We start from the raw sequence: 11,238 nt of genomic DNA on the forward strand, positions 1-11,238 counted from the left end.
AGGGAGGTTCTAATTCCGGCACCGAACTTGTAGGATTAATCAGAAGTTACTGTTGATTGGCCCGGATTGGCACAAAACCCAGTCCGCCATGCGTTTTACAAGGTGCGTTGAGTTATGTCTCTGTTGCCATCCGCTCATGCCGGGCAGTCCTTTGGTTCACGCCGGATCGATTTCATTACGGTTTCCGGTGAGGTCAATAATTCCGACGCCGACATTGGTCGCGTCACAGATGGCGATGGCGTCGTCCACGACGTTCGCCTCAACGAGCGATCCAGCGCCCTCGCCGCCGGCGATACAGCAACCGTATTGCGTGTACAGTCGGGCCCCAATCGGCGCTCACGACCCGTGGCCATCATCAATCATTCCAGGAATGTCTGGATGCGTTCAGCCCAGGATGCGACCACGATTCTCGGCCGCTCGGGTGTCACCCGCGCCCTAAATTGGTGGCTGTCCGTACTCGCCCTGGCCCTGGTCGCCATCGCCGCCGCCTGGCCGGCGCTGCACAGCTTCCTGACCGAGGTGAACGGTGCCATGATGGCCGGCATACCGTCCATCGACATCTATGCCGAACTCGGCGCGCAAATGCCCGCCCTCGCGAGCTGGCGGCTGGAAACGGCCCTTTCGCCGGGCCTGTTTGACGGCATCGCGGCGCTTGGCCTGGTGCCCATGGCGCAGCTCACCGAATGGGGCCTCGCCATTGCCGTAACAGCGCTGGCGATCATCACCTTCTTCGCACGTTCCTGGCGTTTGCTCTACGTGCCGGCCCTCGCCGTGCTCTGTGTCGTTTCCGGCGCCATTCTGGGCAGCCCGGTTGCAACCTTGCTGATGGTCGGCGGCGCGGTCTTGCTCTTCATCATCGGCGGTTTCATCAATCGCGTTCGTGATGGCGGCCGGTTCAACGCCCGCGTCGAGCGCCTGGCTGAATATGTCCTGCGCCATCCACCAGAGGAAGGCGTCCGCACCTCCGAGCCAGTGCGCGCGGAACCCATTGCGCCCGAACCTCTGGCCGCGGCGGTCGCAGCGACCGCAATCGCGGCCGCCTCGGCCGTCGCCGAGGGCGATGAGGCCGACGCGGACGCTGTAGCCGGCTCCGAGCTTGACGCCGTCACCACTGAACCCGGCACGCCAGCGGAACCCGCGCAGAGCGCCGCCAATGGCCAGGTGACTGCCCGCTCCGATGAGCCTGAAGCCGCTACAGAAGAAACAACCGGGCCTGACGATACTGAAGCCGCTCATGTCGAGGATGACGAAGCAGAGGCCGAACTCGCCGCTGAAGGTGCAGTCGAGCCAGAAGCTGAATCTGCGTCCGAAACCGGATCCGAGGACGCGATAGACTCCGGATCTGAGGCAGACACCGACGCAGATGATGATCTGCCGAGCCTGGAAGCCGTCGCTGCTGCTGCAGCGATCAGTGATACTGAACGGACCGGACAGGCCGCCGCCGCTGCTGGTGCGCCGCTCGAAGATGACCGCACCATGCCGATCATCGCACCGCCGCCCATGCCAGCACCAGCCGCCGAGACCGAAAGCGTGACTTCGGCGCCGCAGGAAGCATCAGAGCCCGCAGCGGACGACGCGGACTCGATCACCGCAACAGCTGAAGCCGAGGCCGAGGCCGCCGACACCACGATAGCCACACTCGCCGCGGCTCCCATCGAGGCGGAGGACGAGCCCGATGAGGCCCCGGAGATCGCTGCAGCGGCGTCCGAATCTGGCGCCCAGCCATCGCAGTCGGCATCACCGCTGACGGTCGAGGACCCGATGGTCGACGATGATCATGATCCCATGATGGAAGCCGCCACGGGGGATTTTGCGCCCGGATCGCCTGAGATCGAAGTCGACAGCGACAAGGCAGACTAGCCGTCGGCGCTGGCGCGGCCATGCTGGTGGATGCTCAGTCGTCCTCGTGAAAACCGGCCTCGACCAGCTCCGCCAGCGCGTCGGCAACTTCCGCAGCCTCGGCGCCCGAGGCTTCAATGCCGATCTCCGATCCCTTGCCGGCCGCCAGCATCAGCAATTCCATGATCGAATCTGCATTGACGGTCTCGCCATCACGCGAAACGTGGATGACCGCGTCATAGCCTTGCGCCAACTCAACGAATTTCGCTGCGGCACGGGCATGCAATCCGCGATTATTGCAGATGGTCACGCGGCGTTGGCTGGTACTCACTTGCCGGAGCCTTCGAGGACATTGGAGGCGATGGCGATATAGCGCTTGCCGGCGTCCTCACCCATCCGTGCCAGGCTGTCGAGATCGGCGCGCGAACGGGCCTCGGCCAGCTTGATCAACATCGGCAGATTGACGCCGGCAATGATCTCGACCTTGCCAGCCTCAAGCAGCGAAATTGCCAGATTTGAGGGGGTTCCGCCAAACATGTCGGTCAGAACCAGAACACCCTCGCCCCGATCCGCATCGGCAATCGCCTGGCGGATATCAGCGCGACGCTTTTCCATATCGTCGTCCGGGCCAATACAGACAGCGAGAAATGCATCCATCGGCCCGACCACATGTTCTGTGGCGGCGACAAATTCATCGGCCAGACGGCCATGGCTTACAACGACAACTCCTATCATGCGACGCATCTAATCGCGGCTTGGCCTCGCGGGGAAGCGTCTTTTTGCAACACAAGCAGCTCGATTGTCAGTCCGCGGGCGCCGCCGGCAGCTCGACGGTGAATCGCGCGCCCAGACACGCCCCGGTCGCGTCGCGCCGGTTGCTGGCCGTTATCCGGCCGCCATGCGCCTTGATGATCTGGCGCGAAATCGCCAATCCCAGGCCCGAATGCGTCCCGAAGGCGGCGCCTGTGGGACGTTCGGTATAGAAACGATCAAACACCGCTTCGAGATTCTCCTCGGGGATGCCGGGCCCGTCATCATCAACAGTGATGAGCATGGTCTCATGCGGTTCACGCTGCCCGCGTATAGCAGTCACATAGACCTTGCCGCCCGGCGGGCTGAAAGTGATCGCGTTGTCGATCAGATTGCGGAAGACCTGCCCCAGCGGCCCTTCGCGGCCCAGGACACGGCTATTGCGGACCTGACGCTCAAACAGGACCGGCGTCGGGTTGGACGGCGTCTCGCTATAGGCTTCGGCCAGACTGGCCAGCAGCCCGCCCAGATCAAAGGGTCCGACATCCTCGCGTGCCAGTTCCGCATCAACCCGGGACGCGCGGGAGATATCCGTGATCAACCGGTCCAGACGCGCAACATCGGCGGTGATGACGGCCAGCAGCCGGTCTCGCCGGACATCATCCTTCGCCTTGGGCAGGGTTTCAGCCGCCGACCGGATGGAGGTCAGGGGGTTTTTCAGCTCATGCGCGACATCGGCAGCAAAGCTCTCGATCGCGTCGAGCCGGTCATAGAGCGCATCTGTCATCTCCGACAACGCGACGCCAAGCTCGCCGATCTCATCCTTGCGCGACCCCAGATCCGGCATTTTGACCCGTCGTCCGCCAGCGCGCCGGGCCTCATGTGCCGCTCGCGCCAGGCGCCGGATCGGGCGGGCGATAAACACTGTCAGCGCCAGCGATGACATGGCCGTCACCAGCGCCGCAATCACGATGAATGGCAGCAGAGCCCGCCGGTCGGCTTCGATCAGGCGATCGAGATCATAGGATTCGATCGTCACGACGCCGACAACAGCCCGTACGGGCTGTATCGGAATGGAGACCGAGACGACCCGCCGGCCATCCGCCTCGCGCCGGACGCCGGCGATAATCCCGCCGGCAATCGCCTGGCGCACTTCGTCGCGCAGGTCACGGTTCAGCGCCGCGCGCTCCTCCGGCGAGCGCAGGATATCGGCAAACCCGTCGAGCAGGCGCACCGGCAGGGCGGTAGCGGTTTCGCCCTCCCCCGCCGGGTCAGCCCCCGCCGGTGGCAGTTCCGAGGTTTCGAACACATCTGCCAGCAAGTGACTGTCAGCGACCAGGCTGGCCCCCTTGTCGAACACGAGGACGCGCGCTTCAGCGGGAACATAGAGCTGGCGCAACAGGGCGCGGGCATCATCATTGCGCAGGGCCGGGGCCGGTATACCGTCCGATGCACCTTCGGCCAGCACATTGGCGATCAACTCGCCCTGGCTCCGCAGGGAATCAAGCTTGGCATTGACCAGGCCGCGGCGCGTCTCGGTCAGTGCCAGCATCCCAACCACCAGCACGCCCAGCGCCACGAAATTGGCCACCAGGATGAGCTGCGCCAGACGCGAGGACGCACGCGGCGCGAGGACGCGAAAAAGGGCACGGAAGCGCCGGACGGTCTCTCGCATCTCGGCTACATCAATCTTCCTTGTACCGGTAACCCACGCCGTAGAGGGTTTCGATGGAATCGAACGCCTGATCCACTTCCCGGAACTTCTTGCGGATTCGCTTGATATGGCTGTCGATTGTGCGGTCATCGACATAAACCTGGTCGTCATAGGCCGCGTCCATGAGATTGTCGCGGCTCTTCACATAGCCCGGCCGTGTCGCCAGGGCCTGCAGGATCAGAAATTCCGTCACAGTCAGGCGAACCGGCTCGCCCATCCAGGAACAGGCATGGCGATTGGAGTCGAGCAGCAGCTTGCCACGGTCGAGCGGCTTGGTGTCGCCGGGCTCACCGCCGGTCAGGGTCAGCGGCTCCGATGCCAGGCGCGCACGGCGCAGGACCGCCTTGACCCGCTCGCCGAGCAGACGCTGGGAGAAGGGTTTGGCGATATAGTCATCGGCACCGAGATTGAGGCCGAGCGCCTCGTCGAACTCGTCGTCCTTCGAGGTCAGGAAGATCACGGGCAGATTCGAGGACTGGCGCAGACGACGCAATAATTCGAGCCCGTCCATTCGCGGCATCTTGACGTCGAATATCCCCAGATCCGGCGGATCCTCGGTCAGGGCGACGAGCGCAGACGCGCCGTCATTATAGGTTCGGACATTATATCCCTCGCCCTCAAGAAAGATCGAAACCGAGGTAATGATGTTCTCGTCGTCATCGACGAGCGCTATTGTAGCCATGCCATCTCCGCCTATTGCACCACGAACCGGATGCCGAATACTGCAGTTCGACGGGCAGGATAGACGCGGCAACGCCTCCACGCCAAGCAGGAACCGCCTGAATGCGCCGGGTTCATATGCTTTTAAGCCTATTGCGGCAGTCTCTCCTGGATTTCTCCGGGGATGAAGATGGCTGCCGACACGCATTACGAAGTCTTCCTGAAGAAGAATCGGAAGGCGCCCTGGACGTTGTACGAGGCGCAGGACGTTCGCGAATCCGCGATTCGGCTCGCGCACGAAGTCCTCGCCAAGAACACGATCGGCTCGGTTCGCGTTACCAAGGAAGTCTATGACGAAGAGGCGCGGACCTTCAGGTCCATCGCGATCTGCGAGCTCGGCGATGAGAAATTTGCCGAAGACGAGGAGAAGACCGGCACCGCCACCCTGCCCTGCCTGACCCCCGAAGACCTTTCCAAACCGCACGCCCGCGACACGATTCGCCGCGTTCTGACGGCCTGGTTCGAGCGATTGCAGGCCTTGCCGATGGAATTGCTGCACCGGCCGGACCTGGTGGAGCAACTCGAAGCCTCCGGCACAGATCTGCAGCACGCCGTCCAGAAAGTGGCAATCGCCAGCGCCAAGGATGGCGACGCCAATGTGCATGGCTATGTCAAGCAACTGAACGAGCTCATCCAGCAAGCCCTGACCCGGATCTACCAGGATGCCCGCGCGAAGCGCATCCCGGAATATCCTGACAGCAAGCCCTTCAAGGACATTGTCAACGAGATCCATGCCGGTGATCAGCGCGGCTACCTGCTGCGATCAGCCATGGCGAACCGTCTGAAATCAGCTCGAAAATACAGCGACAAGCTCGAAGCACTGATGGACATGGCCGATACGCTCGGAGAGGACAGCCCGATCCGCGATTTCGCGCTGGCTGAAATCGACAACTATGCGGCGGAAGTCATCAGTTTCGACGACGGGATGGCCGCCTTGCTGGGCAAATGCCGCGATCTTGGCGAAACACTCGAACGGCTCACCTGCCTGTTCGACGGCGATCAGTCCGCTGACGCGATCAATTACGCACCCAGCGTCTGCAAACGCCTTACGGGCAATATCGGCAAGGGCGAGATGGACGCGTGCCGGGCTGTCATCGCCCAGAGCCTGCTGACGGAGCTGCAACGGCCCAAACGCCTGCGTCCGAGCAGTCTGCCCGGCGAGGTCCGGCTGGCGCGGGAATTGGCGCAGAAACTCGTCATGAGCCCCAATTCGCTATTGCCGACCGATGCCCTGATCAAGGCATTCGCGGCTCGTTCGGCGCGCCTGCTTCACTCGGAAACGATCGATGAATTGCTGCGCGACTCCGGAGATCCGAACGAGGAGCTCGAGCGCCTTCTGGCGCTGGAAGAGAATATTGTCGGCGAGGCCAACAAGCAGAAACTCGCGGGCTATGCCCATGGCCTGCTGGGGTCACACAATGTCCTGTCCTGGTATATGCGCGGACCAAGCAAGCCGCTTGAACGGCTCGCTTCGCTGACCGCTCACCAGCGCCGGGTGCTCAAGGGCCAGTATCCGGCACGCGAAAAGGCGGAGCTGGCGAGTGCAATCGATGCCCTCGGGATGAAAATCATCGATGAAAGCAAAATCCTCAATGCCGTCGAGGCCGGCGATCGTCCGGCCCTCGACAAGGCGACCGGCCTGCTCCGGCTGGCGACGGCTGGCGCCCTGCCTGTCGGCCAGTGTTCCTCGGACGCACAGGCACGGGCGATGCGCCATCTCAAATCCGCGGGCGGCATGAATGAAGCGAAGACGGATGACGGCAAGGCCAAGCTGCAATTGATCCAGAACATGTTGCTCAAGATGGCGCCGCGCGCCAGTGCAGCCTGATTGCACGCCGCACTCCGGCGCTCACTCCAGACACTTTTCAAGCCGCGACACTGGCGCTAGGTTCCGCGAATGTGGATCAAAACCGGATTGGCGATATTGGCAGGCCTGATCGGCGGCGCGATGCTGGCCGCCCTGCTCGTCTTTGGCCCGTTCGAAATTGGCGGCACTGCGGCCGGCCCCTGGAAAACCAACCTCCTGATCGGCGATTCCGCCGCCAGCCCGACCGTACGTGCGGCCATTGCACGACGCGGATTGCTGGCGCTGAACCGGTCGGAAACCGTCTATTTCAACGCGACAAGCGATGATAGCGGACAGCGATTGCGCGAGGAGTGCGCCTATCGCGTCAGCTTCGAGCAACAGCCGGATACGCGCTGGTGGAGCCTGACCCTCTATGCCGCAGATGACTTTCTCGCGGTCAATGGCGATGAGGCCCACTCGGTCACCGCAGAACATGCAGCAGCCAGCGCCGGGGATGCGATGAGCGTGCTTATCGCCCCCTCACGACCGGCCGTTCCGGCCTTCTGGATGAGTTCACGCCATGCCGGGCATTTCGCCCTGACCCTGCGCCTGTATCAACCGGATGCATCGATCAGCGACAACCCGGTCCTGGCGGCCCTGCCCCGGATTGATCGCCTGTCCTGCGAAGGTGAATCATGATCCGTCGATTCCTGCCTCTCGCTGCAGGCCTGCTCGCGAGTGGGCTCGGATTCTGGGTCACGCTGAACTGGATTCCCGGCTTCATCATGTCACGTGCAATGGATCAGATGGAGAGTCGCGGCGCAGCGGCCAATTCGGTCACGCACGTGCCCCCCGTCACCGAAGCCAGCCGCACTGTCGTCCGGCCGAGCCCGGACATCTTATACTCCATCTGCCCGTATGACCTGTCTCAAGGCCCCTTGCTGATCCAGGCCCGCTGGCCGCGGAGCGGCGGCTATGCCTCCATCAGCCTGTATGACAGCCGAACCAATAACATCTTCACTCTCAGCGACCGCGATACCGGCCGCGCGCCAGTCATCTGGCTCGACCAGCCAGGTGCCGCACCGGTTCCGGACGGCGCGATCGCCGTACGCAGCCCCACCGAGACCGGCCTGGTCCTGTATCGCCGGATCGTCGAGGATCCCTCGATGGTCCCCGCCGCCAATGCCGAGCGACGCAGCTTCATGTGCGACGGGCAATAGCGCCTGACAACAGCATCCAGACATGAAAACCCCCGGAGCCTGGCTCCGGGGGTCTTCTGTTCAGCTTGCCCGGCGGGCTATTCCGGCATTGCGCCCCCGTCCGCAACCGGCTCGTCCGGATCCATCAGCTTTTGCGTCAGGAAGGTGTAGAGCAGGGCATCGCGCCGGGCCGACTCCTCGAGATTGGCGGCAGCGGCATGACCGCCGGCCGTGTTCTCGTAATAGAGGTAGGGATGGCCCAGCTCGGCGAGCAGATACGCCATCTTGCGCGCATGGCCCGGATGAACCCGGTCATCCTTGGTCGAGGTATAGAGATAGATTTCCGGGTATTCGCCATTGGCGTCGACATTGTGATAGGGCGAAATCGAGCGCAGGAAAGCGCCCTCATCCGGATCGGCCGGATCACCATATTCGCCCATCCAGGAATTGCCGGCGAGCAGGGTGTGGTAGCGCAGCATGTCGAGCAGCGGCACCGCCGAGACGACGGCATTCCACAGATCCGGACGCTGGGTATACATCACGCCGGTCAGCAGACCACCATTCGACCCGCCATAGACGCCCAAGTGGCGCGAGCTGGTCAGACCGGTATCAATCAGGTCTTCAGCCACCGCGATCAGATCGTCATAGATGCGCTGGCGATCCATTTTCAGACCCGCCTGGTGCCAGGCCGGTCCGAATTCGCCGCCACCACGAATATTGGCGACAACATAGGCGCCGCCATTCTCGAGCCAGAGCTGGCCGCGACTGCCCGAATAGCTCGGCCGGATCGAGACCTGGAAGCCGCCATAGGCGTAGAGCAGGGTCGGCGTTGTGCCATCCATCACCGTGTCTTCGCGGCGGACCACGAAATAGGGGATCATGGTGCCATCGGTCGACGCGGTTTCAAGCTGCTCGACTACCAGGCCTTCGGCATCGAAGCGCGCCGGGATGGATTTGATCGGCTCGACCGTCAGTTCGGCGGAATTGACCAGCGACAGGGTATCGGGGGTCAGGAAACCTTCCGCGCTCATGAAGGCGATGTCTTCATGACTGTCTGTGCTGCCCAGATTGATCGTCATGCTGGCCGGGACCGGGATCGTCTCGGAGGTCCAGACGCCATTTTCAAAGCGGAAGGCCTCGAGCCCGCCGACCACATTCTCGTCGATCTCGACCAGGAAGGCGGTGCGGGTCGACCCCATGCCACCCAATGATTGCCGGTCACGCGGCACATAAACCGTGTGCACGGTCGGCAGTTCGCCTGTTGCGACCCATTCGGCGACATCAAAAGAGAGCAGCGAACCCTGGGCAAAGCTTGCACCGCCCTCGACCGGCGCCCAGTCCTCCTCGATCGTAAAGACGAGCTGGCCGTGGAAAATATCCTGGATCGAGGATTTGGCCGGTAGCGGCAATTGCACCGGTGCCGCGCCTGCCGGCAGATGCCACCAGGTCGTGTCGTAGAAGGTGACCGCCTGCGAAGCCATCATATAGACCGTGCCGTCGAAATCCTCGGCGCGGAAGGTGAAGAGGCCAACATCAGACCGGTCGCCACGCACGACCTCGGTCGCATCGGCGAGCGAAGTGCCGCGCTCCCAGCGATAGGCGACGGATGGATATCCGGAATCGGTCGTATCGGCCTCGTTCGTCGCCAGACCCACCATCAAGGTATCGGCATCGATCCAGCTGACGCCGCCCTTGGCCTCCGGTGTCTCGAAACCGCCAGCGACAAAATCGCGGGCCGAGATCGAGAATTCCCGCCGCACGGCGGCGTCAGAGCCACCATCCGACAGGGTGACCATGCAGTGCTCATAATCCGGCCCGAGGCAGTTGGCGCCGCGCCAGACCCAGTTCTTGCCTTCCGCTTCCGAGAGCGCATCAAGGTCAAGAATGATATCCCAATCCGGCGTGTCGGTGACATAGCTGTCCATTGTGGTGCGGCGCCACAGACCGTGAGTGTTGGTCGCGTCCTGCCAGAAATTCCACACGAAGCCGCCATAAAATGCGCCGCCCGGGATCCGGTCCTCGCTCTGATAGATCGCCAGGGCCTGGTCAAACATGCCCTGATAGCGCTCATCCTCCTGAAGGCGATCGAAAGTCCGCTCATTCTGGCCTTCCACCCAGGCAATTGCTTCCTCGCCCTCGACTTCCTCGAGCCAGACGCGCGGATCATTCTCCGGGTCAATCTGGACGATCTGGCGCCCGGCGCCGGCTAGCTCATTGTCGGGGGTCACGCTATCTCCATTGTCTACGGCCGGCTGACTGCAGGCCGCCAGCAAGAGCGCACCCGCTATTGCCATCAATCTGTTCGCTGTTGAGCGCATCATCGAAGTCCTCCTTGACGATTTGAGACGCAGTAAAGCCCGGAGCGGCGCTGGACGTAAAGCCGCGTCAGCGCTATCGCAGCAGAATGAAAGCAAGACTGATGAACGGTGCGGGCAATGCCTTTATCCTCGTGGATGCGCGCGGAGAGCCGTCACCGGTCCGGATTTCCGCCGGCCAGATACGCGATTGGGCCCAACGATGGGCGTTCGATCAACTACTTGTGCTTGAAGACTCCGATCGCGCCGACGCCTTCATGCGAATATGGAATGCCGATGGCGACGAGGTTGGCGCCTGCGGCAATGGGACACGCGCCGCAGCCTGGCAAATGATGGAGAACACAGGCCGTCAGCATGCAGCCATCGACACACGGGCTGGCATTCTGCTGGCGGAGCGCAAGCCGGGTCGCGAGATCAGTGTCGATATGGGTATCCCGCGCCTCGACTGGCGCGACATCCCGCTGGCCCGCCAGATGGATACCGTCAGCCTGGATTTTCGCACCGAGATTGACGGTATCCGGATCGAAAACCCCGGCGCAGTCAATATGGGCAATCCCCACGCAGTTTTTTTTGTGCGCGATCTGGAGAATTTGCCGGTGGAGCGCCTCGGCCGCGAGGTCGAATTCGATCCGGTCTTCCCGGAACGGGTCAATGCCGGCTTCGCCCAGATCCACGACCCGGCTCATATCCGGCTGCGGGTCTGGGAACGCGGTGCCGGGCTGACCCCGGCCTGCGGAACCGGTGCCTGCGCCGCCCTCGTCGCGGCACACCGCCGGGGGCTGGCAGGGCGAAGCGCCAGGATCAACGCCGATGGCGGCGAGTTATTCGTCGAGTGGCGCGAGAGCGATAGCCATGTCATTCTCACCGGCCCTGTCGAGGACCAAGGCGAGATCGCCCTCGAGCCCTGGCACTGAC

The 11,238-nt window shown here is 62.9% G+C and carries 10 protein-coding genes; 5 read left to right on the forward strand and 5 right to left on the reverse strand.

Annotated elements, in window-relative coordinates; genetic code table 11:
• Nucleotides 1-114 precede the first annotated feature (114 nt).
• A complete protein-coding gene (locus AAC023_RS06280; RefSeq protein WP_339739263.1) occupies nt 115-1,860 on the forward strand; it encodes a hypothetical protein in 1,746 nt (581 codons plus the stop codon).
• A gap of 34 nt (nt 1,861-1,894) precedes the next feature.
• Here the strand turns inward: AAC023_RS06280 and AAC023_RS06285 are convergent, their stop codons facing one another.
• From AAC023_RS06285 to AAC023_RS06300, 4 genes are all read right to left on the reverse strand, one after another.
• On the reverse strand, nt 1,895-2,170 hold the full coding sequence (locus AAC023_RS06285; protein WP_339739264.1) for an HPr family phosphocarrier protein: 276 nt from the start codon (nt 2,168-2,170) through the stop codon (nt 1,895-1,897).
• Entirely contained in the window at nt 2,167-2,574 is a 408-nt protein-coding gene (locus tag AAC023_RS06290; RefSeq protein ID WP_339739279.1) for a PTS sugar transporter subunit IIA, read from the reverse strand. The genes AAC023_RS06285 and AAC023_RS06290 overlap by 4 nt, the downstream gene beginning before the upstream one ends.
• A gap of 67 nt (nt 2,575-2,641) precedes the next feature.
• The gene (locus AAC023_RS06295; protein ID WP_339739265.1) at nt 2,642-4,264 is read right to left on the reverse strand and encodes a stimulus-sensing domain-containing protein; all 1,623 of its coding nucleotides are present in this window, start codon (nt 4,262-4,264) and stop codon (nt 2,642-2,644) included.
• Between the two features lie 10 nt (nt 4,265-4,274).
• A complete protein-coding gene (locus AAC023_RS06300) occupies nt 4,275-4,985 on the reverse strand; it encodes a response regulator transcription factor (RefSeq protein ID WP_339739267.1) in 711 nt (236 codons plus the stop codon).
• Between the two features lie 168 nt (nt 4,986-5,153).
• Here AAC023_RS06300 and AAC023_RS06305 point away from each other — a divergent pair, with 168 nt between their 5' ends.
• From AAC023_RS06305 to AAC023_RS06315, 3 genes are all read left to right on the forward strand, one after another.
• Nucleotides 5,154-6,851: a hypothetical protein gene (locus AAC023_RS06305; protein WP_339739269.1), complete on the forward strand. Its 1,698-nt coding sequence runs from the start codon at nt 5,154-5,156 to the stop codon at nt 6,849-6,851.
• Between the two features lie 69 nt (nt 6,852-6,920).
• On the forward strand, nt 6,921-7,508 hold the full coding sequence (locus tag AAC023_RS06310) for a DUF1214 domain-containing protein (RefSeq protein ID WP_339739271.1): 588 nt from the start codon (nt 6,921-6,923) through the stop codon (nt 7,506-7,508).
• Nucleotides 7,505-8,029, forward strand: a complete 525-nt coding sequence (locus tag AAC023_RS06315) for a DUF1254 domain-containing protein (protein ID WP_339739273.1) — start codon at nt 7,505-7,507, stop codon at nt 8,027-8,029. Before AAC023_RS06310 ends, AAC023_RS06315 begins: the two co-directional genes overlap by 4 nt.
• A gap of 77 nt (nt 8,030-8,106) precedes the next feature.
• On the opposite strand, the gene AAC023_RS06320 is transcribed toward AAC023_RS06315, so the two are convergent.
• Nucleotides 8,107-10,236: a prolyl oligopeptidase family serine peptidase gene (locus AAC023_RS06320; RefSeq protein ID WP_339739275.1), complete on the reverse strand. Its 2,130-nt coding sequence runs from the start codon at nt 10,234-10,236 to the stop codon at nt 8,107-8,109.
• Nucleotides 10,237-10,412: 176 nt separating this feature from the next.
• On the opposite strand from AAC023_RS06320, the gene dapF reads away from it, so the two are divergent.
• Nucleotides 10,413-11,237, forward strand: a complete 825-nt coding sequence (gene dapF, locus AAC023_RS06325; RefSeq protein ID WP_339739277.1) for a diaminopimelate epimerase — start codon at nt 10,413-10,415, stop codon at nt 11,235-11,237.
• The last annotated feature ends 1 nt before the right edge of the window (nt 11,238 follow it).

Origin of the sequence: uncultured Maricaulis sp. (assembly GCF_963976135.1) — a bacterium.
Lineage (GTDB): Bacteria > Pseudomonadota > Alphaproteobacteria > Caulobacterales > Maricaulaceae > Maricaulis.